General features: G+C 44.4%; 22 protein-coding genes. 13 read left to right on the top strand and 9 right to left on the bottom strand.

What is annotated here, in order from left to right:
• Positions 1-74 precede the first annotated feature (74 nt).
• The 3 genes from zntR (at position 75) to B1L02_RS03185 (ending at position 3,011) form a co-directional block, all read left to right on the top strand.
• Positions 75-482: a Zn(2+)-responsive transcriptional regulator gene (zntR, locus tag B1L02_RS03175; protein WP_088529888.1), complete on the top strand. Its 408-nt coding sequence runs from the start codon at positions 75-77 to the stop codon at positions 480-482.
• Positions 475-1,749 (top strand): SO_0444 family Cu/Zn efflux transporter, encoded by a 1,275-nt coding sequence (locus tag B1L02_RS03180; RefSeq protein WP_088529889.1) that lies wholly within the window; start codon positions 475-477, stop codon positions 1,747-1,749. Before zntR ends, B1L02_RS03180 begins: the two co-directional genes overlap by 8 nt.
• A 167-nt stretch (positions 1,750-1,916) precedes the next feature.
• Positions 1,917-3,011 carry a 1-acyl-sn-glycerol-3-phosphate acyltransferase gene (locus B1L02_RS03185; protein WP_088529890.1) on the top strand — a complete coding sequence of 365 codons (1,095 nt, stop codon included), beginning with the start codon at positions 1,917-1,919 and terminating at the stop codon, positions 3,009-3,011.
• A gap of 51 nt (positions 3,012-3,062) precedes the next feature.
• Here the strand turns inward: B1L02_RS03185 and B1L02_RS03190 are convergent, their stop codons facing one another.
• Complete coding sequence (locus B1L02_RS03190; RefSeq protein WP_088529891.1) at positions 3,063-3,605, bottom strand: GNAT family N-acetyltransferase; 543 nt, start codon at positions 3,603-3,605, stop codon at positions 3,063-3,065.
• A gap of 139 nt (positions 3,606-3,744) precedes the next feature.
• Here B1L02_RS03190 and B1L02_RS03195 point away from each other — a divergent pair, with 139 nt between their 5' ends.
• Complete coding sequence (locus tag B1L02_RS03195; RefSeq protein ID WP_088529892.1) at positions 3,745-4,410, top strand: tRNA-uridine aminocarboxypropyltransferase; 666 nt, start codon at positions 3,745-3,747, stop codon at positions 4,408-4,410.
• Between the two features lie 387 nt (positions 4,411-4,797).
• On the opposite strand, the gene B1L02_RS23965 is transcribed toward B1L02_RS03195, so the two are convergent.
• Positions 4,798-5,028 carry a hypothetical protein gene (locus tag B1L02_RS23965; protein ID WP_088529893.1) on the bottom strand — a complete coding sequence of 77 codons (231 nt, stop codon included), beginning with the start codon at positions 5,026-5,028 and terminating at the stop codon, positions 4,798-4,800.
• 725 nt (positions 5,029-5,753) lie between these two features.
• Here B1L02_RS23965 and B1L02_RS03205 point away from each other — a divergent pair.
• The 4 genes from B1L02_RS03205 to B1L02_RS03220 are packed head-to-tail and all read left to right on the top strand — an operon-like array spanning position 5,754 to position 10,365.
• Positions 5,754-6,758, top strand: coding sequence for a Fe(3+) ABC transporter substrate-binding protein (locus tag B1L02_RS03205; protein WP_088529894.1), 1,005 nt, complete (start codon positions 5,754-5,756; stop codon positions 6,756-6,758).
• Positions 6,758-8,389: an ABC transporter permease gene (locus B1L02_RS03210; RefSeq protein ID WP_088529895.1), complete on the top strand. Its 1,632-nt coding sequence runs from the start codon at positions 6,758-6,760 to the stop codon at positions 8,387-8,389. Before B1L02_RS03205 ends, B1L02_RS03210 begins: the two co-directional genes overlap by 1 nt.
• Positions 8,389-9,420: an ABC transporter ATP-binding protein gene (locus B1L02_RS03215; protein WP_088529896.1), complete on the top strand. Its 1,032-nt coding sequence runs from the start codon at positions 8,389-8,391 to the stop codon at positions 9,418-9,420. Before B1L02_RS03210 ends, B1L02_RS03215 begins: the two co-directional genes overlap by 1 nt.
• A gap of 30 nt (positions 9,421-9,450) precedes the next feature.
• On the top strand, positions 9,451-10,365 hold the full coding sequence (locus B1L02_RS03220; RefSeq protein ID WP_088529897.1) for a Dyp-type peroxidase: 915 nt from the start codon (positions 9,451-9,453) through the stop codon (positions 10,363-10,365).
• Between the two features lie 338 nt (positions 10,366-10,703).
• On the opposite strand, the gene B1L02_RS24220 is transcribed toward B1L02_RS03220, so the two are convergent.
• Complete coding sequence (locus B1L02_RS24220) at positions 10,704-10,871, bottom strand: hypothetical protein (protein ID WP_223191936.1); 168 nt, start codon at positions 10,869-10,871, stop codon at positions 10,704-10,706.
• A gap of 217 nt (positions 10,872-11,088) precedes the next feature.
• Positions 11,089-11,556, bottom strand: coding sequence for a transcriptional regulator ArgR (argR, locus tag B1L02_RS03230; protein ID WP_010372285.1), 468 nt, complete (start codon positions 11,554-11,556; stop codon positions 11,089-11,091).
• 241 nt (positions 11,557-11,797) lie between these two features.
• Here argR and mdh point away from each other — a divergent pair, with 241 nt between their 5' ends.
• Positions 11,798-12,730 (top strand): malate dehydrogenase, encoded by a 933-nt coding sequence (gene mdh, locus B1L02_RS03235; protein WP_088529898.1) that lies wholly within the window; start codon positions 11,798-11,800, stop codon positions 12,728-12,730.
• A gap of 82 nt (positions 12,731-12,812) precedes the next feature.
• Here mdh and serA read toward each other — a convergent pair whose 3' ends face one another.
• From serA to B1L02_RS03260, 5 genes are all read right to left on the bottom strand, one after another.
• Positions 12,813-14,042, bottom strand: a complete 1,230-nt coding sequence (serA, locus tag B1L02_RS03240; RefSeq protein WP_088529899.1) for a phosphoglycerate dehydrogenase — start codon at positions 14,040-14,042, stop codon at positions 12,813-12,815.
• 11 nt (positions 14,043-14,053) lie between these two features.
• Positions 14,054-14,707, bottom strand: a complete 654-nt coding sequence (rpiA, locus tag B1L02_RS03245) for a ribose-5-phosphate isomerase RpiA (RefSeq protein ID WP_010372275.1) — start codon at positions 14,705-14,707, stop codon at positions 14,054-14,056.
• 88 nt (positions 14,708-14,795) lie between these two features.
• Entirely contained in the window at positions 14,796-15,440 is a 645-nt protein-coding gene (locus B1L02_RS03250) for a 5-formyltetrahydrofolate cyclo-ligase (protein WP_088529900.1), read from the bottom strand.
• Positions 15,437-15,970 (bottom strand): hypothetical protein, encoded by a 534-nt coding sequence (locus B1L02_RS03255; protein ID WP_088529901.1) that lies wholly within the window; start codon positions 15,968-15,970, stop codon positions 15,437-15,439. The genes B1L02_RS03250 and B1L02_RS03255 overlap by 4 nt, the downstream gene beginning before the upstream one ends.
• A 139-nt stretch (positions 15,971-16,109) precedes the next feature.
• Complete coding sequence (locus tag B1L02_RS03260) at positions 16,110-17,621, bottom strand: S10 family peptidase (RefSeq protein WP_088529902.1); 1,512 nt, start codon at positions 17,619-17,621, stop codon at positions 16,110-16,112.
• A 276-nt stretch (positions 17,622-17,897) separates the two neighbouring features.
• Here B1L02_RS03260 and B1L02_RS03265 point away from each other — a divergent pair, with 276 nt between their 5' ends.
• The 4 genes from B1L02_RS03265 to mrcB all read left to right on the top strand — a co-directional run bounded on the left by B1L02_RS03265 (position 17,898) and on the right by mrcB (position 23,387).
• A complete protein-coding gene (locus B1L02_RS03265; RefSeq protein ID WP_088529903.1) occupies positions 17,898-19,127 on the top strand; it encodes a diguanylate cyclase domain-containing protein in 1,230 nt (409 codons plus the stop codon).
• 189 nt (positions 19,128-19,316) lie between these two features.
• Complete coding sequence (locus tag B1L02_RS03270) at positions 19,317-19,655, top strand: P-II family nitrogen regulator (protein ID WP_010372259.1); 339 nt, start codon at positions 19,317-19,319, stop codon at positions 19,653-19,655.
• Positions 19,656-19,668: 13 nt separating this feature from the next.
• On the top strand, positions 19,669-20,898 hold the full coding sequence (locus B1L02_RS03275) for an ammonium transporter (protein ID WP_088529904.1): 1,230 nt from the start codon (positions 19,669-19,671) through the stop codon (positions 20,896-20,898).
• 167 nt (positions 20,899-21,065) lie between these two features.
• Complete coding sequence (mrcB, locus tag B1L02_RS03280; protein ID WP_088529905.1) at positions 21,066-23,387, top strand: penicillin-binding protein 1B; 2,322 nt, start codon at positions 21,066-21,068, stop codon at positions 23,385-23,387.
• Positions 23,388-23,463 lie beyond the last annotated feature (76 nt).

The raw sequence follows: 23,463 nt of genomic DNA on the forward strand, positions 1-23,463 counted from the left end.
TGACTTTGGAGTTAACTCTAAGGTTTATACTTGTGATGTCGACTAGGATAATCTTCAGGACTTGGGAGTGTAAAGTGGTAAAGATTGGTGAGCTGGCAAAGCGACTTCACGTATCAACTGACACGTTAAGGTATTATGAAGCAAACGATCTCCTACACCCTTGCACAAGGAGCGAGGGCGGGTATCGGTTGTTTGATGAGCAAAGTGAAAAGCAAATGCGCTTTATTCTTCGCGCGAAGGAAGTGGGGTTCAGCCTCAAAGAAGTACAAGACTTGCTGAAGATAAAGTTTGAAAAGCATCAGCACAGTTGTGAAGAAGTAAAAGCGCTAACTATCACTAAACGGGATTTAGTGAGAGCGCGGATCGCTGAGTTACAAAAATTTGAACAATCGTTATCGACGCTAGCAGAGCAATGCTGCGGCGGTAAGGAAGCGGCAGTGAGCTGCTCGATTTTAACGGCCTTGGAGGCTATCGATGAATGAACTGATAGTAAATTTTTGGCAGCTATTTTTAGTATCTGCCCCGTGGTTACTGCTTGGTCTAATATTGGCCGGGTTACTGAATGTATTTATTCCAAAAGACTTGTTACAAAAGCATTTAGGTAAAGAAGGGTTTTGGACAACGATAAAGGCAGCGCTGATTGGGGCACCTATGCCGCTTTGCTCTTGCGGCGTTATTCCAGCTGCAGTGGGACTGAGAAGAGCGGGGGGCTCAAAAAGTGCGACAACCGCATTTTTAGTCTCAACACCTGAAACTGGCGTGGATTCTATCTCGGTTTCTTATGTGCTACTTGGTCCTTTTATGGCGATAATTAGGCCAATTGCAGCTGTGGTTAGCGCAATTGCGGCAGGGTTACTCGTTGGCAGTGAGAAAGATGAAAAGCCTGTGCCGCTAAAGCACCTTAATACCTCAGAGGAACCAAGCGCGACTAGCGGTTGTTGTGACGCTAATCATCACCCAGAGCCAAAGCCAGCTGAAAAGCATCACAGCCATGATAGCTGTTGCGCCAGCGCTAAAGTGGAAACCGCAAAAGTTAACTCAAGCTGCTGTGCGCCTGCTGGCCCGCAATTAGCAATGGCTGGGGCGAATATGTCTTGTTGTGATACTACGGAGCCTGCCGTAACTAGTTGTTGCGATTCTTCATCAGCCACGGCAAGCTGTTGTGAGCCAGCCCCCGTACCTGAAAACCAAGGGGTTTTTGGCAAAACAGTAGAAGCTGTTAAGTTCAGTTGTAATCAACTACTGTCCGATACCGCAGTTTGGCTACTTATCGGTTTATTCTTTGCCGCGTTAGTGCAAACTTTTGTGCCTGAGTCTTTCTTATCTCAATGGGGCGACGGTATTATCGCCATGCTAGTGGTTATCCTTATCAGTATCCCAATGTATATCTGTGCAACGGCTTCAACCCCAATCGCCGCGGGCTTGTTAATGGCAGGTGTGTCACCTGGTGCGGTATTGGTCTTTATGCTCGCAGGTCCTGCAACTAACATCGCCACAATCGGGGTGGTAGGTAAAGAATTAGGGCGTCGAGCCGTGTTTGCCTATCTGGGCGGCGTTATCGGAGTTGCACTTATCTTTGGCTATTTAACGGATTACTTAGTTAATACTTACGGTTTTGTGGTAACACCGATGATAGGTGAGGAACACGAAGTGCTACCACATTGGTTGACAATATCGATGGGCGCATTATTAGCAGCACTCTTACTAAGATTAGCTATACTCAAATTAGGTAAAGTTGTTAGAAGATAAACAATTGTGGTACTTTTTACCGTATTACAATTACCTGACGTTTAGGCATTTTATGTTCCAACTTGGCATATCGCCTTGGTGGTCAGACATGAAATGCTTAGCGTCTGTTTATTTGACACGATAGAATGCGTTCCAGTATTCGTTAATCCGACAATTTGAGAAGTAGAGTGGATAAATACGCTGACATTAGACCGTATAATGATGATGAAGTAGTGCCAGCATTGGCACGTCTGCTAGGTGATGATCAATTCATTGATGTGGTCGCCAAATATAACCTGCCAGCTTGGTTGAGTGCTTGGCCAGCTATCGCGCGTCCACTAGTAAGAATGAAACTAAAAAAGAAGTGGGGAGACTTTTGTACAATTGAGCAAGTACAAGATGAGGTGGCGTACTATCTACAAATTTTAATCAATAAAACGACGTCTAAAGTTACCTATTCTGGACTTGAAACATTAGACCCGGATACCTCGTATTTATTTATTTCAAACCATCGCGATATCGTTTTAGACCCAGCACTTGTTAACTGGGGCTTGCATCAGCAAGATATGCGCACGGTGCGCATCGCTATTGGTGATAACCTACTGCAAGTACCTTATATCACTGAGCTCATGCGCCTTAATAAGAGTTTTATTGTAAAGCGCTCGGCAAAAGCACCAAAAGAAATGCTAAAAGCATTAACCCAGCTTTCTGCCTACATTTGTGACTCATTAAGTGAAGGTAACTCCATTTGGATTGCGCAAAAAGAAGGGCGTGCAAAGGACGGAGTGGATCAAACCGATCCAGCACTGTTAAAAATGCTACAGCTCAATGGTCGCAAACAGAAGCTAGATTTTTCAGATTATGTAAAACAGCTAAGGATTGTGCCCGTTGCTATTTCCTATCAATATGAGCCGTGTGCGGTTGCTAAGGCAAAAGAGCTATACCATAAAAAACAGTTTGGCCAATATGTGAAAGCGCAAGGTGAAGACATTGCTAGCATTGTCGAGGGTTTTAGCTCAGATAAAGGCCACGTACATATCGCATTTGGTGACCCTATCACTGCGGATGTTGAAAACCCAGATGAGCTGGCGAATGTCATCGATAAACAGATTTTAGATTTATACTATCTGCATTCAACCAATCACTTAGCTGCAGGTGATGATGCGCAAGTGAGCCCAGAAGATAAAGAGGACTTTATCTCAAAGCTTGAATCTGTACCGGAAGAATTGAAGCAATTGGTGCTGAGCATGTATGCCGAACCACTGCGTCGCAAAGGCATTTAATAGCAGTGAGTATGCGCAACCGTGGTGTTAGGTGGTTGCGCTTTTGTTCGGTTAACTTATAAGTTTATGATAATAAACGACTTCCATATCACCTAAAATATCTTTGTGAAGCCCTTTTTTCACATAACTCATCCCAAGCTTTTTCATAATATTGATAGAGCCAAGGTTCTCTTCTTCAGCGATAGCGCTAAAGTGCGTCAAGATAGGATTTGCTGCTACTAGGTCTGGCATAAGGTGTTTTGCCGCTTCTGTCGCAAACCCTTTACCCCAAGACGCTCGCTTAAAGCGCCAACCGAGCTCTAAATCTTGATCGTTTCTTTGTTCTGAAAAGAAGTTAGCAGGGCGAACCAAAATCCAACCAATAAACGCCTTATTTGGCAGTTCAAAGCAACCCCAAAGCCCCCAACCTCTGTTCTCATCCGTAAACTCAGTTAAACGCGGAATATATACAGCTTTTACTTCCTCAAGTGAGTTAGGCCGACCACCTGTGATGTATTTCATTACTTCAGGGTCGCTATCCAGATCGGCGAGCAGTGGTGCATCTTGTGGAGTGAGTAGGCGATAACTCAGTCTTGCAGAGTCCTTTACTTGCATTTTGTATACCCCAAATGAAAGCCAATAATACTCTAGAGTACAAAAGCTTATGTCGTGAGTAAAGATGTTGCTTAAGTTTGCGTAGACGCCAGCCGAGCGCTTTACTAAAATACGGCGGCATTTTTAGATGGGGAATAGAGTGAATAATTCAGTACTAGCGCTTAGACAGCGTCAAATCGCTGCGGCTCAACGCGAATATAAGGCAAGAGGGTCAAAGCTTGCGCGTTGTGAATGCTGCTTACTAGCCACGACTCTATGTATTTGCGATAAAGTCGAAGTGGCCGAAGCAGACTGTGCAGTGTGTTTGCTTATGTATCATAATGAAAGCTTTAAGCCCTCTAACACCGGACGCTTAATTGCTGATGTGATCCCTGATAACTACGCCTTTCGTTGGGACAGAACTGAGCCTGACGCTGCGTTATTAGCGCTTCTTTCGGACGAGCAATATGCACCAATAGTCGTTTTCCCCGAGCAAGGCGTGGAGCTTGAACGGGTAATTACCAAGGTGACTCGCACTGAGAATAAAACACCACTGTTTATCTTTTTGGATGGCACATGGCGTGAAGCTAAAAAAATGTTCAGAAAGAGCCCCTATCTCGATAATTTACCCGTGTTATCCATCGCCCCTGAAAAGCTCTCGGATTACAAGCTTCGAGTCGCGCCGCATGAACATCAGCTTGGTACAGCAGAAGTTGCGTGTGTATTGTTTGCCGAATGCGGCGAGCAGGATGCGGCAGATAAATTAACCGAGCATTTTATCGATTTCAGAGATGCATACTTAAAAGGGAAGCGCAGCAAACTGTAGGCTGAGCCCTAACCGTAGGTCGAGGTTTACCTCGACAAAAAGCTGCATTATTTACGCAGTACAGCGAGCAAGATGATGGTGGTCAAAATTTATTTCGACAAAAAGCTGAATTGTTTACGCAGTAAAGCAAGCAAGATGTTGGTAGGTCGAGATTTATCTTGACAAAAAACAGTATTGTTTACGCTGTATGGCAAGCAAGATGCCGGTAGGTCGAGGTTTACCTCGACAAAAAGCTGCATTGTTTACGCGGTACAGCGAGCAAGATGACGGTAGGACGAGATTTATCTCGACAAGAAGCTGAATTGTTTACGCGGTACAGTGAGCAAGATGACGGTAGGACGAAATTTATTTCGACACCACAAACATCTCGATAACACAAACGCAATATCACGCGATAGATAGGAACAAAATAAGAAGCGCGCGACCCATTGCTGAGTCGCGCTTACGGAATCTTCTAAATGCATCCTGCAAAGTTGAGTAGTTCAACGTCCTGAATTTTTCCTCTTCCATGGCATCGCTTGGTGTTCTCGTTTTGCGAATAAAGGCATCTTGCCCTGTGTCCATCTTCCTTTTACACGTCCGCTGTCTTATCCATTGCCATCCACTTGCTAAGAACATACCCTTTGTTCTAATTGTCCCTGTTTGCTACTTTCCAAAATAGCAGTGCCAATCATCACGTTGTTTTACTTTGGCACTTGGTAGCCTGAACGTGTTGCTTCAAGCTAGGTGTTGCGCTATTAATCGCAACAATTGGCATCTCCTAAGCCACATTTTACCAGTACATCCGATGTACCTTCCTTCCTCATCCTTAACCACCTGCATATCCAATGCAGTAACGTTATCCTTTAACGTTTAGCTTCTCCCCTGAAGCAATCCTCAGATTCACCATGAACCTTTAGTCCCTATCCTTTAAAGCAATCACACCATGTGACATACAATCTCGCTCTCTTTTCCCTATATTCCTTTAAGTGGGTGCTTATCCATTCGCAAATCCTACCCTGAGCGTTTCCCGTGAATCCTTTGCCTCTCTTCCTGAGATGTTGTTAAGTATAAGCGGGCTAAAAAAAATGAGGAGCAGTGAAACTCAATCTTTTTTGAGTCTTTTCTTAGTAATAATTAATAACTTTATATTTATTAATTGGTTATCATATTTTTGAGTGTTATTTCAGCACATCTTTACTCAATTTCTGGCAGCTAAGTGAGATATGTCTCACAGTTAATTCTCCCGTTTTCTACAACGCTAATTTTATCTTGAGCGTAGTTGCAAAGATTCAGGGTGTAAAACAGCACAATTACAGGTAGAATTAGTTGATAATAATTATTGTTTACCAAATGGAGTCTTTATGAAAAAAGCACTTGTTACTTTACTGGCAACGCTTACTTGCCTACCAGCAATGGCTGCAGAGGAAGTTAATATCTACTCGTTTAGACAACCTTTTCTGATCCAACCTATTTTGGATGACTTCACCAAGCAAACCGGTATCAAGACCAATGTGGTTTTTGCAAAAAAAGGCTTAATTGAGCGTGTCAAGCGTGAAGGCAAGCATAGCCGTGCCGACCTTGTACTCACTTCAAACTTCAGTGCGTTAATTCAACTTGAAGACGAAAACCTTACACAGGCAATTAACAGCGAAACCGTCACCAACAATATCCCAGCGAGCTTCAGAGATCCTGAAGGTCAGTGGATTGCGCTGACTAAGCGCGTGCGCAACGTGTACTCTGCAAAAGACCGCGTAGGTAAATTAGATGCGCTTACCTATGAAGCGCTAGCGGATGAACAATATCGCGGGAAAATTTGTACGCGCTCAGGTAAGCATCCCTATAACCTTGGTCTAGTGGCGTCTATGATTGCACACCATGGTGAAGCAAAAACCAAAGAATGGCTTGAAGGCGTGAAGAAAAACTTAGCTCGTAAGCCTCAGGGTAACGACCGTGCACAAGTAAAAGCAGTAAAAGAAGGGCTGTGTGACTTGGCCATCGGAAACAGCTATTACTTCGGTAAGATGATGGAAGATGAGAAGCAAAAAGCGTGGGCTGAAGCGGTATATATCAACTTCCCAAATCAACAAAATCGTGGTTCACATATCAACGTTTCTGGTGTTGTCTTAACCAAGCACGCTAAAAATACTGAAAATGCCTTGAAACTCATTGAGTTTATGACCGACAATAAGGCGCAAAATATGTATGCGTCGATGAATATGGAATACCCGGTTAAACCTGGCGTCGAGTTATCGAAACTTGTGGCATCTTGGGGTGAGTTTAAGGAAGACAGCCTACCATTGTCAGAGATCAGTAAATACCGTCCGTTAGCACTTAAGCTAATCGATGAGGTAAAGTTTGACCTTTAATGCAATTATCATTTTCACTGTCTAAATGGCAGAGTTTTGCGTGGCTGATAGGGCTTAGTCTATCAGTCCCGCTGATGTTCTTAATCTTTGAGTCGCTACAACCTGACTCCGAAGTCTTTGCTCATCTTTGGGACACCGTTTTGTGGGATTATGTCCGCAATACGGTTTTGCTTATTGTTGGTGTATGCATCCTTTGCGCTTTGATAGCGTTACCCCTTGGCTGGCTAACCGCGTATTGTGAGTTTCCTGGTCGGCGCTTTTTCGAATGGTCGCTGATGCTACCGCTCGCGATGCCAACTTATTTGATTGCTTACGTTTATACCGATTTGCTGGATTACGCAGGGCCTGTGCAAATCGCGATGCGAGAGTGGTTTGGTTGGCAATCTCCAAACGATTATTGGTTCTTTGATATTCGCACTTTGTCTGGTGCAATCGTGATGATTGCGCTAGTGCTATATCCTTATTTATTTTTGATTTTTAGAACAGCACTAAGAGAGCAGTCGTTTAAGCTGGTGCAAGCCAGCCAACTTATGGGCAAGTCGCCTTCACAGAGCTTTTTTAAGGTGAGTTTACCTTTGTCTCGAGGCGCGATTGCGGCGGGGCTTGCTCTGATCGCTATGGAAAGTATGGCGGACTTTGCAACCGTACATTACTTTGCCGTAAGCACGCTAACCACCGCCGTTTATGATACTTGGCTAGGTTATTATTCACTTACCGCGGCGGCTAAAATTTCAGGTATTATGCTACTGTTTTTATTTTTGGTCATAACGCTGGAGCGAGTGAGTCGTCCAACTCAAGTTGTGCACGAGCGCCAATCGAGTGTCAACAGTACCACGCTTTATCACCTTAAAGGCGTGCAGGCTTGGCTAGCCAGCGCATTTTGCTGGTTTATTCTTATTGCTGCTTTTATCGTGCCTACATGGGTGCTTGCCGATTACGCCATCGACTATTTTGAACAAGCTTGGAATGACGACTTTTTCTTGTATGCGTGGCAAAGTTTAAAAATAGCGTTTTGGGTGAGTGTGGTATTAATTATCATGAGCATGCTGGTGGTGTTTAACCAGCGAGTTAGCAGTGGTAAACGCGCCACGCTACCGGGCAAGCTTGCAAGTACCGGATATGCGCTACCGGGCACTGTGCTGGCAATTGCAGTACTTATTCCACTCACTTTATTAGACGACAAGCTAAATACTTGGCTTGAAGGTACTTCATTTGAGCCTGGCTTGCTGTTCAGTGGGACGATTTTTGCACTGGTTTTCGCTTACGTTGTACGATTTTATGCGATCGCGCAAGGCGCGGTCGAATCAAGTTATCAGCGGATCAGTCCAAGTCTGGATATGGCAAGCTTTTCGTTGGGTCGCAATCGTTTCAAAACCATGTTATCAATACATCTGCCATTGCTGCGTCGCGGTATTTTAACCGCAGCACTGTTGGTTTTTATTGAATGTATGAAAGAACTTCCAGCGGCATTGTTATTACGACCCTTTAATTATGAAACACTGGCAACACACGTTTTCCAATATGTGAGTGATGAGCAGCTGGAGCTGGCCTCTGTCTCTGCGCTATTTATTGTGTTGGTTGGTTTAATTCCGCTTTATGTTGTAAACCGTTCTATGGAGCAGCGAAGTTAATGCATAGTTTAGTGCTTGAAAATCTCTCTTATCGCTATGACGGTGAAGCCGTTGTGGATAGCCTAAATCTGACTGTAGAACAAAACGAGATTGTTTGTTTGCTTGGCGCCAGTGGCTGCGGTAAAACTACCACGCTAAAGGCGATAGCGGGCTTGATTGAACCATTTCAAGGCTCGGTGAGTATTTTAGGCAAAGCCATGAATGGTAACGGCACTTTCGTACCTCCACAAAAACGCAATATCGGCATGATGTTTCAAGACTATGCACTATTTCCACATCTTACTGTGGCGCAAAATGTCGCGTTTGGTTTAACTTCAAAAAGCAAGCGTGAACGTCAAGACCGAGTGGCTGAAATGCTCCATTTGGTGCAGCTGCAAGACTATAGCGACCGCTTTCCACACGAGCTGTCAGGTGGTCAGCAACAACGCGTCGCAATTGCGCGAGCACTGGCGTACAAGCCAAATCTGTTGCTGCTTGATGAGCCGTTTTCAAATATAGATGCCCAAGTGCGGTTTCAGTTAATTAACGATATTCGCCGTATAATCAAAGATCAGCAAGTTTCCGCGATTTTTGTTAGTCACTCGAAAGAAGAAGCCTTTGCTTTTGCTGATCGGTTGGCAATTATGGATAAAGGGAAAATCGCGCAAGTGGGCGAGCCTAAGACTCTGTTCCAACGACCAAAGAGCAAAATGGTTGCTGAATTCTTGGGTCAGGGAATTTATATTCCTGCACAGCGAGTGAATGGCGCTTCGGTAGAAACCCAATTTGGTGCTGTAAAGTCTCTCGTTGAACTCGGTAATATCGACGCGAAGGGCGAAATGTATGTGAGGCCACAGCACATTACGTTAGAAAATGCCGAGCTGGGCAGCGTTAAAGTACTCAATCAGCGCTTTATGGGAACGGAGTACATTTATCGTGTTGCATTTGAGGGACAAGAGCTCGAAGTCCCGCATCCGGCTCATGAACCGCTCGACTTAAATCAACCAATCTCTTTAAAAATTAAGGCACATGCTGTAAATTTCTTTTCTTAATAGCAAATGAATATAAGCAGGGAGTAGAGCATGGCGCTTGCCCAATCAGGTGTGTGTGCTGAAGCCAATTTGCACGGCTTACACTTGTTCTTCAATGTGCTTGAAGGACAAGACGAGGCGCTAAGAGCGGCGCTCGCCAATAGTGGACGCTTGCAAGAGGAGTTGGAGGACAGATTTTCTGAGTCTATGTTATCGAGCTTTGTCGCGGTTGGTGCCCAATACTGGCCGCACATCTATCCTGAGTTTATTCCTAAAGAGTTAAAAAGCTTTCCACATATTGTTGAGGCTGAGCACACCGTGCATACCCAGCCTTTTGACTTGCTTTACGTGATCCGCTCCGACCGAGAAGACGTTAATCATATCTTTGCTCAAAGTGTGCTGCATATGCTAAACGGCCTAGTCGAAATGGTGGCACATGTGCGCGCCTTTCGTTTCTTAGATGGTCGTGATTTTAATGGCTTTATTTATGGCGCCGACACACCTAGAGGGCGTAGTAAACGTGAAGTTGCTCTCGTGCACAACCCAAATGCAGCCGACCACCTTGGTAGTTATATTCATGTACAGCGGGTCAAGTTTGATTTACTGCGCTGGCAAGAGTTGCCGCTTGCTGAGCAAGAGCAATTGATGGGGCGTACACGTCTAGATAATGACCTAATTGAAGATTGCGAACCGTGTAACCACGCGGCATTAACCGAGTTGAAAGACGCAAACGGTAATGCGCTACTGCTTAATCAAAGCATGCCATTTGGTGACGTGTTTGAACAAGGAAGCTTGTCGCTAAGTTGCAGCGCCAAGGGCGATGCTTTTGAGCAGGTACTTAGAAGTCGATTGGGGGAAGGGGATGAATACGACCCCATATTGGATTATTCCAGTGCCGATATGGGCTCCGCGTTTTTTGCACCGTCACTAGAATTCTTGGCGGTGATGGCAAAAATGCCAGAGTAAGTTACGTTTTAACCTGAACTCGGGGTAAGAAGTTAGTTAAGCTACTAAAATACCTAAGTTCAAAAGCGTATTATCACTCTAGCCAGAAGTTATTATCCCGGGTTCAGGTTTTTTAGCTTTACATCTCCAAAGCCCATCCATGGGCTTTGACTCGCCTCTAAAGCGCTTTTCAACCGTTACAACATATATGGGTTCTTTGACGCTGAACTGTTACTAACAACTGGTCTTGATTGAATATCCTCAAGCTGTTGCCATACGCCTTTGGCCTTTGCCATCGAGATAAACTGCTCGCTGATGTGCTTTGCCTGTGATGCAAGGTCAAATTGTCTCGGCTTAACTTACTTGGCAAGGGCTTTAACTAAGTAAGTTGCACTTAACTCGCCTGAAAAGGGGTGTAGCTCGGTTAAATAGCGCGATAAATTTTGCTGGCAAAATGCCGCGATCTTTTCACTTAATTCTTTGCTTAGCTGTTGGCTAAAACGATGGTCATCTAACTTCGTTGCCATCAGCTCTGCTTGTGTAGCCTGAAACGCCAATTCTGCTAGCTCGGCCTTGCTTTGTTGAGTATTAAATAATTGCGCCGCGATTCGACAACTGGCTGGGTAGACGAGTAACTAAAGCTGACGTTTTTGTTTATCGTGATAGTGGCGGAAGTATGTTTGTTGGGATTAAAGTACCGTGGTTAGTGCTAACTAATGAGTTAGCACTAATAAAAATAAGAGACTAAACGTTATCGAACAGCGTTTTTACTTTATCTAACGTAACGTCGATTTCAGACACTTTTGCAGGCGCAATAAAAATCGTATCATCGCCAGCGATAGTACCTAATACGCCGTCTGCGGTGCCTAATGAGTCAAGTAGCCTCGCAATTAATTGTGCGGCACCTGGACTGGTTCGAATAATAATCATCATTTCGTTGTGCATAATATCAACGACTAACTGGCGCAAAGGGCTTTTTGCGGTTGGAACGCTCATTTCAGCTGGTAAGCAGTACACCATTTCTTGCTTAGCATTACGTGTGCGCACAGCACCAAACTTGCTTAGCATGCGCGACACTTTACTCTGACTGACGTTGTCAAACCCTTGTTGTTTTAGAGCATCAACAATTTCACCTTGAGAACCAAAGTTTTCTTCTTTTAAAATAGCTTTAAATGCTTTGATCAGTGCTTCTTGTTTTTCTTGCGGCTGCATAGTCTGTCTTCTTTTACGGCTAATCTTTAAATTCTACACAAAACCACCAAGATTCCCAAATTTGCACGACCAAAATGCCAGTCGTAAAGCATAAGTGTACAAAGTGTCGCGATCTTTACACTTTTATTTAAGACATTAGTCAAAAAATCTCGAAAATAACCGTGATTAATTTGTGTTTAACAGCGCTTTTCATTATCTTTACTGCACACTCAATTCCACCTTCAAATTATGGAGAATTCAAATGAAAGTTGCTGTATTAGGTGCCGCTGGCGGTATCGGTCAAGCTCTATCTTTATTGCTTAAAAATGGTCTTCCAGCTGGCTCTGAGTTAGCGCTTTATGACGTTGCACCTGTTGTACCTGGTGTTGCAGTTGACTTATCTCACATCCCAACTGCGGTAAAAGTAGCGGGTTATGGTAAAGATGACCTAGACCCAGCACTTGCTGGTGCTGACGTAGTGCTTATCCCTGCAGGTATGCCTCGTAAGCCTGGTATGGACCGTGCTGACCTGTTCAATGTTAACGCAGGTATAATCAAGACACTTGCTGAAGGTATCGTTAGAAGCTGCCCTAAAGCACTTGTTGGTATCATCACAAACCCAGTAAATGGCACGGTACCAATCGTTGCTGAAGTGTTCAAAAAAGCAGGTACTTATGATCCAGCTCGCGTATTCGGTGTAACAACGCTTGACGTTATCCGCGCTGAAACCTTCATCGCAGAGCTTAAAGGTCTAGACGTTGCTGAAGTTAAGATCCCAGTCATTGGTGGTCACTCAGGTACTACAATTCTACCTCTACTTTCTCAAGTTGAAGGCGTTGAGTTCACTGACGAAGAAGTTGCTTCACTAACAACTCGTATCCAAAACGCGGGTACTGAAGTGGTTGAAGCTAAAGCAGGTGGCGGTTCAGCTACACTTTCAATGGGTGCAGCAGCAGCACGTTTCTGCTTCTCACTAGTGAAAGGCCTACAAGGTGAGGAAGTACTTGAGTACGCATACGTTGAAGGTAACACAGGCGATGCAACATTCTTTGCACAGCCAATTATCCTTGGTAAAAACGGTGTAGAGAAGTTACTTCCTTACGGTGAGCTAAGCGCGTTTGAGCAAAAAGCAAAAGACGACATGCTAGCGACACTTGAAAAAGACATCAAAGAAGGTGTTGATTTCATGGCGTAAGCCAGGTTGATACAAAAAAACCAGTCGCATCACAGTGACTGGTTTTTTTATGTCCGAGGTTTAATTCCTCAAATAGTTATGCTTAATGAAGAATACGTGCTCTGATAGTCCCTTCAACCGCACTTAACTCTTTCAGTGCTACTTCAGAGTGGTCGCTATCGACATCGATTACCACGTAACCAATAGACTCATCTGTTTGTAGGTATTGCGCCGCAATATTGATACCGTGCTGAGCGAACGCTTGGTTGATTTGTGTTAGTACACCTGGGCGGTTTATGTGTACATGTAATAAACGACTTCGGTTTGATAATTCAGGTAGAGAAACCTCAGGGAAATTAACTGCCGTGACTGTTGAACCATTATCTGAATACTTCGCCAACTTACCTGCGACTTCTACACCGATGTTTTCTTGTGCCTCTTGGGTAGAACCACCAACGTGCGGGGTTAGCAATACATTGTCAAACTCGCGTAGTGGTGAGACAAATTCTTCATGATTAGATTTTGGCTCAACGGGGAATACATCGATAGCTGCACCGGAAAGTTTCTTTGCTGCTAATGCTTCAGCTAAGGCGTCAATATCAACAACCGTTCCGCGTGATGCATTAATTAGGATTGCGCCTTGCTTCATCACTTCAATTTCAGCCATACCGATAAGATTTTTGGTCTGAGATGTCTCCGGTACATGCAAACTGACCACGTCTGCTCTTTGTAGCAGTTGCGTAAGCGTGTGTAGCTGTGTCGCGTTGCCGAGTGTGAGCTTATCTTCGATGTCATAAAACTCTACGTTCATCCCGATATTCTCAGCCATAATGCCAAGCTGGGTGCCAATGTGACCATAACCAATAATACCCAGCGTTTTACCACGGGCTTCGTATGAACCGTCGGCCGATTTATCCCACTCACCGCGATGTGCCTTTGCGTTACGCTCAGGAACACGGCGCAGTAACAAGAGAATTTCACCCAGTACCAGTTCAGCGACAGAGCGGGTGTTAGAAAATGGCGCGTTGAATACGGCGATACCACGCTTTTTAGCAGCATCCAAATCTACTTGGTTGGTGCCGATGCAGAAGCAGCCAATAGCGACCAGCTTTTCAGCTTGTTCTAATACTGCTTCTGTAAGGTGAGTACGTGAGCGGATCCCAACAAAGTGAGCATCTTTGATCCGTTCGATCAGCTCAGGCTCCGGTAAGGATGTTTTAACGTAGTCTATGTTGCTATAACCGTTGCGCTTTAGCGTCTCAACAGCGCTTTGGTGCACGCCTTCTAACAACAAAATTCGAATTTTATCCTTTGATAACGAAACCTTGCTCATCTGTAATCTCACTAGTTGATTTTAGGCCCTTCTGGAGTGCCTGTTATTACAACGTCAGCGCCACGCGCGGCAAATAAGCCGTTAGTTACGACGCCAACAATCTGGTTAATTTTTTCTTCAAGCGCTTTCGCTGCGCTAATTTCTAGGCCATGCACATCAAGAATGACATTGCCGTTATCAGTGATGACGCCTTGGCGGTAAACCGGATCGCCACCTAGTTTTAGTAACTCTCTCGCCACGTAGCTACGCGCCATTGGGATGACTTCAACAGGTAGTGGAAATGCACCTAGAGTCTCAACATGCTTTGTATTATCAACAATACAAACAAATTTCTTGGCAACGGCTGCAACGATTTTCTCGCGCGTCAGTGCTGCGCCACCGCCTTTTATCATTTCGTTGGTGCTGTTGATCTCATCTGCGCCATCAACATATACCGCAAGCTCTGACACATCGTTTAACTCAAAAACTTCAATACCAAGTGCCTTTAGCTTCTCTGTTGAAGCTTCTGAGCTTGATACTGCACCTTTGATTTGATCCTTGATACTGCCAAGTGCATCAATAAAGTGGTTTACCGTTGAGCCTGTACCAACCCCAACAATGGTGTTTTCTTCTACATAGTTTAAAGCTGCCCATGCTGCGGCTTTTTTCATTTCATCTTGAGTCATAACGCTACACTTAGTTGTCATTGAAGTTGTATGGAGTATAACTCAATCAAAGTGCCAGCGTCATGGTCAAAAGTGGCTCTAGATGCGCTTAACTAGTTGCCTTCTCATTATTTTTAGGCCACGTGTATAGTTTGGTTGGGGTGAGAATAGTCGAGAGCGGTACATCCCAAGCTGCTGTTGGTAAGCTTGAAACTTGCTGGCAATCATGAGCAAGGCCAACAAGTGCTGGTTTTGCTCGTTGCTCAGCGTAGTGTAACGCTAATGTTCTATCGTAGTACCCACCGCCCATACCGAGGCGGTTACCTTGCTCATCAAAAGCAACCAGAGGCATCAGAAGTAAATCCAATGATGCAAGCGGTGCCACAGCTGAACAATCTAACTTAGGTTCCAAGATAGCATAGCGATTTGCCTTCATGGGTGAGTTTTTTTCATACTGTTGAAAGAGTAAATTAGCGGGATTAAAGGGATGAATTACGGGTAGAAAAACGCGGTGTTTTTTATCCCAGAGTGATTGAATTAAAAGGGATGTGTCTAGTTCACCATCGTTTTGTAGATAGACCCCTACATTGGCATTTTTAGGGAGTTTTATTTGTTGAAAAAAATTAATGTTGAGCTGTAATGAAGCTTTCTTCTGTTGGTCTGCTGACAGCGAGTTTCTTGCGTTTCTAATCATTTTTCTCAAATTAGCACGAGTAACTTGAGATTTATTTATGTTGCTATTAGTTTTACTCATTCTAACGCGAGCCATTCAGGGAAAAACAAACTCACACCAAGCAGAATAAATAAAAGAATTAATACAGCGAGCAAATAATACAGCCAAGTCTTCGATTTAGTAGGAGGGCTAGGTTCAAAGTCCAGCTCATCGAATAGCTCCTTAGACTCCCACTCTTCGTCTGTGGTATCTTCAATTTCTGTATGAGTGGTTGGTGCTATGCGCTGCTCAATTTCTTCTAATCGCTCTTCGATACGTATTAGACTGCTCGTGATGTAATCCAGCGCTTCAAATACGCGCTCTTGATCTGCGTTGGCTGGGGCGGATGCTGTCTGGCTTTGTAGCTTGGCATTGATCCCCGCGCTTGCAAGTAATTTTACCTGTTTCAGCGCTTTGGTTTTATCTGCAGGAGCAAACAGGCTTTTGCCTGCGTAAAATTGCTGGATCTTTGAGGGTGAGGTTTTCAACCTGTCTGCAATTGCGATAGCAGCGCTTTGCTGATCCTTACCGTCGGCCATGCCAACGAAGACGACTTTAAACTGCTCGTTCATGGTGTGTGCCTAAGTTGTTGAGAGATAGTATTGAGTATATCTAGATTATAGGTAACTGTAGAAGGATAAAAGGAAATTTTTACCACCGAGTGAGAGTTAAGATAAGTGGCCGCTCGCGCGGCCACAGTTGATTGGGAGTTTAGTAAAGCGCAGACTGATCCGCTTTTGGCGTTGTTTTTAAGATAAACTCGCGGAGATCTTCGTTCGACTTTTGTAAATCTTCGTGACGTAGATACATCATGTGCCCGGAGCGGTAACCTTTAAAGCTTAAGCGGTCACGCATTTTTCCGCTTGGGTCGAGTTGCCACATATTATACTTGGCATCAAAGTAATTCGTTGCACCATCGTAGTAGCCCGATTGGATCATCACGTTTAGGTAAGGGTTTTGAGCCATCGCTAATCGTAATTGCTCACCCACATTATTATCACTGTTATCCCAAGGGTGAACCGAACCAAACATATTATATTTTACGTCGGTTTTATAATTGAGTTCCGTTGCGAAGTAATGGTTAATTGCAGGGGTAAAAGAATGCAACCAAGAGGTTAGCTCAGGCCAATAATCAGGACGAGAACCAGCGTCTCTTTTATCAATACCAAGATAGCGTGAATCCAGTCGACCAAGCGTATAGCCGCGGTCACGCAACAGCTCTTTCCAAAATGCCGCAGTGGGAATATCTAGGTTATTTTGAGCCACAAAGCGTTCGCTTAAGCCACTATATTTAGCAACGGCCTGTGTCACACTTTGCTTTTCTTGGGCGCTAATAAATGCACCTTTGGCAAGTGCTGGAAGATATTGATCAACAGTATATTGTTCAACTTCAGCAAGTACCTCTAGTAAGTCTTTATTTTGCAATTCAGAGGACAGTGCCTTGTGATACCAAGCGGCGGCAGCGTAATACGGTAGACGGTTTGCAACCTCAACAGGACCTTCTCGTTTAATACCGATTTCCGTAGGAGACACCAAAATAACGCCATTGAGATAAAGCCACTGATTATTTTGCATCGCGTGTGCAAGACCTGACACTCGGGTCGTACCGTAACTCTCACCAATCAGATACTTAGGCGAAAGCATGCGCTCATTGCGATGAATGAATGTATTTAGCCACTCGGCTAAGTACTTAACGTCCGCGTTGACGCCAAAAAACATGTTTGTCTGTTCGGCTTTACTTGGGTATTTACCTTCAGCATTTTTGAGTACGCGAGAGTAGCCTGTGTTGACTGGGTTTACATAAACAATATCGGCAACATCTAGCACCGAATAAGGATTGTCTTTCAAGCCGTAAGGTTGCAGGGGATACCCTTCGTCATCAATTTTTAATACTCTTGGGCCAGTATAGGCGATGTGCATCCACACAGAAGCTGAGCCCGGACCACCGTTAAATGAGATCAGCAGCGGACGTTTGCTCATATCTTTGATTTTTGTGCGCTTGTAGTAGGTGTAATGCAACGTTGCTACTGCGTCGCCGTTTTCATTCCACACCGGCTGTGTGCCTGTTGTCGCGGTGTAGTTAATACGTTCGCCTTTTATTTCGGCTCTATGCTCAGTTGTTATTTTATGATCTATCTCAATTGCGCGATTGTGCTCTTCAGCTATGCTTGGCGCTGAGAGTAGGGCACAACTCACGAGCAATAGTGGTAGTAGTTTTTTCATTGCTTCCTCGGTATTGCAGTAGGTATGTCTGCATTAAAGAAGTATTTCATCTGAAATTCAAAGCCATTGAGACAAACTCAACAAAAAAAACGGCAGGTTTGAAAAATAGGCTGTTGTAACCTCGTTTATCGAAAAGTAACGAATTTGAGCCGATTTGGTTTTTTTTAGTGCAAGATTCGCGTATATTTAGTACTTTATTATGTAGTAATAAAGTATTTAGCCCCGTTAAATTCTTGTTTCACTGCGCTTCTCGTTGTACTTAAGAGATCTCAATCCATGCAAAGAATTTTAATTGTTGAAGACAGTAAAGTCGTACAACAGGTATTGCGACACCTTGCTGCTCAGCATCTAGATGTCGAAATCGATTTTGCTTGGTCCCTCAAGGAAAGTAAGGACTTCTTAGCACAGCACCAATATACATTGGCGCTGGTAGATTTAACGCTGCCCGATGCGATGGACGCAGAGGTCGTGCAGCTCACGCTCAGCCACAAAATTCCCACTGTGGTGCTGACCTCAAAAATAGATGAATATAGTCGCCAGCAAATGCTTGAAATGGGCGTGGTGGATTATGTAATTAAAGACAATCGTGATTCATACCTATACGCGGTCAAGTTAGCATCTAGACTGTTGAGAAACCAAGGTTGCAAGGCGCTGATCGCCGATGATTCTGTGATCAGTCGAGCGGTAATGAAGCAAATGCTTGAAAAGCAATTATTTACAGTGCTTGAGGCGCAAGATGGCGAACAGGCATTGGAGATGTTGCTGTGCGACCATGAAATTAAATTGCTGCTGACAGACTTTGCGATGCCGACGATGGATGGCTTTGAACTGGTGAAATCCGTTCGTAATAGTCGCGGACGTGATGAGTTGGCTATTATTGGTTTGTCTGGCGCGGGAAGTCATGGCTTATCGGCAAAGTTTATCAAATATGGCGCCAATGACTTTTTGGCAAAGCCCTTTATGAGTGAAGAGTTTCATTGTCGTATTATGCAGACGATGGAGCAGCTCAATTTAATTGCGGAAATCAAAGAATATGCCCATCGAGACTATTTAACAGGGCTTTATAATCGCCGTTATTTCTGTCAGCAAGCAGAACGGTTAATCAAAAACAAACCGGGCCAGCATATATTGGCATTGTTAGACCTCGACCACTTTAAATCTATTAACGACCAATATGGCCATGAAAGCGGTGATGATGTACTTAAACAAGTCGCTGATTTACTACGAAGTGCATTTGGTCACTATATTGTGGCTCGTATAGGTGGCGAAGAGTTTGCTTTACTCATTCCAAGTTCAGATATGAAGGTGGCAAAGCACATGCTAGAAGACTTCAGGGAGCGTCTTGCTAAGCAGGCATTTAATATCCCGGCAGGTCAGTATTACTGCACCATCAGTATCGGTCTCGCAGTCTGTCAATCAAAAAGTTTAAGCGAAGTGATGCGTAAGGCCGATAAGGCGCTTTATAAAGCGAAAGACAAACAGCGCAATTGCGTTATTGCGCATTAGTTTTTTGTTATTTGGGTGTTTATGCACCAACTCAGTTCAGACTTAATATCAATGCACCTAGATGGTGCATTTTTTATGCGTAAAATTCCACTCCTCATTTTAATTCATTGTTAATTAAGGAATAAAAAATTTGGCACAAAGGTTGGATTACTGCATACAACAGGATCAACTGTCCTAAGGGGACTCAGCATGAAAATGATAAGTGCAATAATAAAACCATTTAAGCTTGATGAGGTACGTGAAGCGTTAGCCGATCTGGGGATTGAAGGCATGACGGTTGTTGACGTTAAAGGCTTTGGACGTCAGCGCGGTCATACCGAACTATATCGCGGTGCAGAATATCAAGTCGATTTCATTCCAAAAATAAAAATAGAAATTGCGACGTTAAGCGAAAACGCTGAGCGCGTTGTGGAAACGGTTACAAAGGCTGCGTTCACTGGAAAAATTGGTGACGGGAAAATCTTTGTTTACGACTTAGACCAAGTTGTTCGGATCCGTACCGGCGAACTTGATGAAGAAGCCATTTGAGGGGATCCGAACAATGGAAAATACAATAATAGAACTACAATTTTCATTAAATACTTTTTATTTTCTGATATCTGGCGTCTTAGTTATGTGGATGGCAGCTGGGTTCGCCATGCTTGAAGCGGGATTAGTGCGCTCAAAAAATACCACTGAAATCCTAACCAAGAACGTCGCACTGTACGCCATTGCTTGTACTATGTACCTGCTTATTGGTTATAACATCATGTATGTCGATAATGCCGAAGGCGGAGTTTTACCAAGTCTAGGCGCACTCATAGGCAGTGCTGCGGACGATGCCGACCATGCACTGCAATCTGACTTTTTCTTTCAAGTTGTATTTGTTGCCACGGCCATGTCAATTGTCTCGGGCGCTGTTGCTGAGCGTATGAAATTGTGGGCGTTTTTAGCATTTTGTGTGGTGTTAACTGGCTTTATCTACCCGTTAGAAGGCTATTGGACGTGGGGCGGTGGTTTCTTATCTGAGCTTGGCTTCGTGGACTTCGCCGGTTCTGCCATTGTGCATGGTGCCGGTGCTGCGGCTGCACTAGCGGGTGTCCTGTTACTTGGTGCGCGTAAAGGCAAATATGGAAAAAATGGTGAGATCTACCCAATTCCTGGCTCCAACATGCCACTGGCTACACTGGGCACCTTTATTTTGTGGATGGGGTGGTTTGGCTTTAATGGCGGTTCTCAACTGTTCCTTGCAGACAAAGAAAATGCCATTGCGGTTAGCCAAATCATGCTAAATACCAATGCGGCGGCGGCTGCAGGTGCGGTTGCTGCACTGTTGGTGTGTAAATTAATGTGGGGCAAGGCAGATTTAACCATGGTGCTTAATGGTGCACTCGCAGGTCTTGTTACCATTACCGCCGAGCCGGCTTCTCCAACACCTGTATTGGCGCTTACCCTCGGCGCGTTAGGTGGTGCTTTGGTGGTGTTCAGTATCGTCGCGCTAGACAAGGCAAAAATTGACGATCCTGTAGGTGCTATCTCTGTTCATGGTGTATGCGGGGCGTTAGGTGTGATGACGGTACCATTTTCAAACTCAGACGCTACTTTCCAAGGTCAGGCTGTGGGGCTTATCACTATTTTAGGTTTTGTTTTCATTGCTTCATATATCGTCTGGAGTGTATTGAAAGCAAGCATGGGGATCCGCGTTGGCGAAGAAGAAGAGTTAAGTGGTATGGATCAACATGATTGTGGCGTAGATGCCTATCCCGAGTTCGTGACAGTTCGCGGACAGTAATATAGTAATACAGTTGGCTCTCGGTCAATATTGTAAAGTTCTCGTTGTCTAAACAAAGTGAGTCCAGCAGGGCTCACTTTTCTTTATAAATATTATTCTACTTTCAGCAGTTGTTAATTTAGGTTACCCTACCATCTTGCGATTCATTTTTTAGTTTTACTTGGGTCATGACGGATAAAAAGAAAAGAACACCTGCCAAAAAATCAAACGTCAAAGCGAACACTTCGCGTAAAAACAATACCCAGCAAAACGGTTCTAAGATGCAAAGAGTTAAAAGCCGTATACTGAGCACATTGTGGTCTTTCTTTTGGAAGGGGACTATTGCGGCGATATTCCTTGTAGCAATTTATATCATCTATTTAGACGCGAAAATAAGCCGGCAGTTTGAGGGCAATAAGTGGGAACTTCCCGTTCAGGTTTATGCCAGATCGATGCAGTTTTTTCCTGATCAGTTCCTTAATGAGGATGAAGTGCTGTGGGAGCTGAAGCGGCTTAACTATTCTCGTGTAAATCGTATCAGCCGTACCGGTCAGTATATCGTTCAAGGTCGCACAATCACCATTCATCGTCGCGCGTTCGAATTCTACGATGGCCCAGAAGCTGCGCGTATTTTTACGCTTAATTTTGCTGGTAAAAAGCTTGCAAATATTGTTGATAATCAAGGTCGACGCTTAGCTGGCGCTCGCTTAGAGCCAGTGCAAATTGCCCGGATCGGCAATGAATCCCGTCAAGACAGAGAGTTTGTTCCGTTCGATAAATTCCCTAATATTTTAAAAGAAACACTGCTGGTGGTAGAAGATAGAGACTTTTACGAACATCATGGTGTTTCTGCGCTGTCTATTTTACGTGCACTGTATGCCAACATTAAAGCAGGGCGAACCGTACAAGGCGGCAGTACGCTCACGCAACAGCTCGCAAAAAACTTTTATCTCACCAGAGATCGCACCTTAATCCGCAAGGTGAATGAAGCGTTCATTGCATTGATTTTAGATTTCCGTTATAGCAAAGATGAAATCCTTGAAGCCTATTTAAACGAAGTGTTTTTGGGACAAGCCTATAATCAAGGCGTTCATGGTATGGGGCTTGCGGCCGATTTTTATTTTGGTAAGCCGGTAGACGAGCTTGAGTTTGACCAAGTCGCTATGTTAGTTGCGATGGTTAAAGGGCCATCTTTTTATAACCCAAGACGCTATCCTGAGCGGGTAATGGAAAGGCGTGATTTAGTCTTAAGGCTGATGGTGGAAAATGGCCTCATCACAACGCCTGAGTATCGCGCAGCGCTGGCAAGGCCGATTGACGTACAACCGCTAAAAGCGAGCCGTATGCAGTCTTATCCTGGCTATTTGGAGTTGGTGAATCGCGAGTTAAAGAAACTCGTGCCTGATGATGACATTGTCGACTCTGGAATTCGGATTTTTACCTACCTCGATTTACAAAAGCAAACGGCGATGGAAGATGCCGTTAAAAAGGGCTTACCTTACTTAGAGCGCCGCTTCAAAACGGAAGATCTAGAAACCGCGATGCTGTCAGTTAATGTTGAAAAAGCGGGGGTATCGGCGTTAGTTGCTGGTCGTCAGTTGAAGTTTTCAGGTTTTAATCGGGTATTAGATACCGAGCGCAATATAGGCTCATTGGTCAAGCCCGCTATTTATTTGAGTGCTTTGTCGAATCCAAACTACCATTTGGGCATGCTACTGGATGACAGCCCCCTTGAAGTGACGGACGGCTCAGGTAAGGTCTGGTCTCCAGAGAACTTTGATCATAAATTCAGAGGCCAAGTGCCAATGTTTGAAGCGTTCAGCAATAGTATCAATATTCCAGCAGTAAATCTTGGCTTGGATGTGGGTGTTAATCGAGTCGCGCAAACTTTGAATGAGCTTGGTGTTTCTAAGTCGATTCCACTTTATCCTTCTTTATTGTTGGGCGCGTTAGAGCTATCCAGTTTTGATGTTGCAGAGGCCTACACCACACTTGCTGCAGATGGTAAGCAGAGCGAGTTGACCAGTGTCATGGCTATCACCGACTCACTGGGTAAGCTTGTGTACGAACACCCTGTGCAAAAAAGCCAAACGCTAGACAGCGATGCGGTGTACATGACGAAATATGGCATGAAGCGCGTAACCAAAAAAGGCACAGCTAAACGTCTCAATCTTCACTTTCCCTCTATTCAACTTGCAGGAAAAACGGGGACTAGTAATGATTTAAGAGATAGCTGGTTTGCAGGTTTTGACCAAAATACGGTCACTGTTGCTTGGATTGGTCGTGATGATAATAAGCCTACGGGATTAACGGGCAGCCAAGGTGCGCTAGAGCTCTATATTCGTTACCTCAAACCGCTGAACCCACAGGCGATTGTAGATGAGCGTCCAAAGTCCATTCGCTGGGCGTTTATCAATCCGAAAACGGGTAAGCAATCGCCTCCGAGTTGTGGTCCAGTATTGCAGTTGCCTATTAGAGAGAGCATGTTCGAACCAAGACCTAGGTGTTGAGCCAAGTATTGGCTGCTAGGGTTTGTTGACCCTAGCACAGCCCACCTGACTAATGCTTTGTGTCTCCCACAAATTT

The sequence above is a fragment of the Pseudoalteromonas piscicida genome, assembly GCF_002208135.1.
Taxonomy (GTDB): Bacteria; Pseudomonadota; Gammaproteobacteria; order Enterobacterales; family Alteromonadaceae; genus Pseudoalteromonas; species Pseudoalteromonas piscicida_A.

What these genes read in the sequence shown, in the direction of transcription:
- rpiA (WP_010372275.1), bottom strand. Translation starts at nt 14,707, where the DNA reads ATGACTCAAGATGAAATGAAAAAAGCCGCAGCATGGGCAGCTTTAAAC.
- B1L02_RS03275 (WP_088529904.1), top strand. Translation starts at nt 19,669, where the DNA reads ATGGAAAATACAATAATAGAACTACAATTTTCATTAAATACTTTTTAT.
- B1L02_RS23965 (WP_088529893.1), bottom strand. Translation starts at nt 5,028, where the DNA reads ATGTTCTTAGCAAGTGGATGGCAATGGATAAGACAGCGGACGTGTAAA.
- B1L02_RS03205 (WP_088529894.1), top strand. Translation starts at nt 5,754, where the DNA reads ATGAAAAAAGCACTTGTTACTTTACTGGCAACGCTTACTTGCCTACCA.
- B1L02_RS24220 (WP_223191936.1), bottom strand. Translation starts at nt 10,871, where the DNA reads ATGGCAACGAAGTTAGATGACCATCGTTTTAGCCAACAGCTAAGCAAA.
- mdh (WP_088529898.1), top strand. Translation starts at nt 11,798, where the DNA reads ATGAAAGTTGCTGTATTAGGTGCCGCTGGCGGTATCGGTCAAGCTCTA.
- argR (WP_010372285.1), bottom strand. Translation starts at nt 11,556, where the DNA reads ATGCAGCCGCAAGAAAAACAAGAAGCACTGATCAAAGCATTTAAAGCT.
- B1L02_RS03190 (WP_088529891.1), bottom strand. Translation starts at nt 3,605, where the DNA reads ATGCAAGTAAAGGACTCTGCAAGACTGAGTTATCGCCTACTCACTCCA.
- B1L02_RS03210 (WP_088529895.1), top strand. Translation starts at nt 6,758, where the DNA reads ATGCAATTATCATTTTCACTGTCTAAATGGCAGAGTTTTGCGTGGCTG.
- B1L02_RS03265 (WP_088529903.1), top strand. Translation starts at nt 17,898, where the DNA reads ATGCAAAGAATTTTAATTGTTGAAGACAGTAAAGTCGTACAACAGGTA.
- mrcB (WP_088529905.1), top strand. Translation starts at nt 21,066, where the DNA reads ATGACGGATAAAAAGAAAAGAACACCTGCCAAAAAATCAAACGTCAAA.
- B1L02_RS03180 (WP_088529889.1), top strand. Translation starts at nt 475, where the DNA reads ATGAATGAACTGATAGTAAATTTTTGGCAGCTATTTTTAGTATCTGCC.
- B1L02_RS03250 (WP_088529900.1), bottom strand. Translation starts at nt 15,440, where the DNA reads ATGAGTAAAACTAATAGCAACATAAATAAATCTCAAGTTACTCGTGCT.
- B1L02_RS03255 (WP_088529901.1), bottom strand. Translation starts at nt 15,970, where the DNA reads ATGAACGAGCAGTTTAAAGTCGTCTTCGTTGGCATGGCCGACGGTAAG.
- serA (WP_088529899.1), bottom strand. Translation starts at nt 14,042, where the DNA reads ATGAGCAAGGTTTCGTTATCAAAGGATAAAATTCGAATTTTGTTGTTA.
- B1L02_RS03215 (WP_088529896.1), top strand. Translation starts at nt 8,389, where the DNA reads ATGCATAGTTTAGTGCTTGAAAATCTCTCTTATCGCTATGACGGTGAA.
- B1L02_RS03270 (WP_010372259.1), top strand. Translation starts at nt 19,317, where the DNA reads ATGAAAATGATAAGTGCAATAATAAAACCATTTAAGCTTGATGAGGTA.
- B1L02_RS03220 (WP_088529897.1), top strand. Translation starts at nt 9,451, where the DNA reads ATGGCGCTTGCCCAATCAGGTGTGTGTGCTGAAGCCAATTTGCACGGC.
- B1L02_RS03260 (WP_088529902.1), bottom strand. Translation starts at nt 17,621, where the DNA reads ATGAAAAAACTACTACCACTATTGCTCGTGAGTTGTGCCCTACTCTCA.